The organism is Fusobacterium perfoetens (genome assembly GCF_021531475.1).
Lineage (GTDB): Bacteria > Fusobacteriota > Fusobacteriia > Fusobacteriales > Fusobacteriaceae > Fusobacterium_B.
The window spans coordinates 1-309 of record NZ_JADYTX010000085.1; the positions used below are offsets into that span (position 1 = coordinate 1).

At 27.8% G+C, this 309-nt stretch carries 1 pseudogene; it reads right to left on the minus strand.

What is annotated here, in order from left to right:
* Positions 1-141: 141 nt before the first annotated feature.
* Positions 142-309 (minus strand): annotated as a pseudogene (locus I6E15_RS10100) (IS256 family transposase); the annotation flags it as partial.

Below are 309 nucleotides of genomic sequence, written 5' to 3' on the forward strand. Positions count from 1 at the left end.
TTCTGTAAATCTTAACTTTCTATGATAAAAATTGTTTAATTTAATATTTTTACTTTATATGGTTTTACCATATATTTTAATCTATGTCAAGGGCACTCTCTTTAGAGAGTGTTCTTTTCATATTTAGTTAATCTCTATTTATTAAAAACGATCTTCAAACATTATTTGAAGTTCTCCATAAATTTTTCCCCAATTTCTTAAAGTCGATGTCCATTTTTTAGTCGCTTCAAATGTAGCTAAATAAAGAGCTTTCAATAGGGCTGTATCGCTTGGAAATACACTCCTTTGACTATTTAAACGACGGTAAAC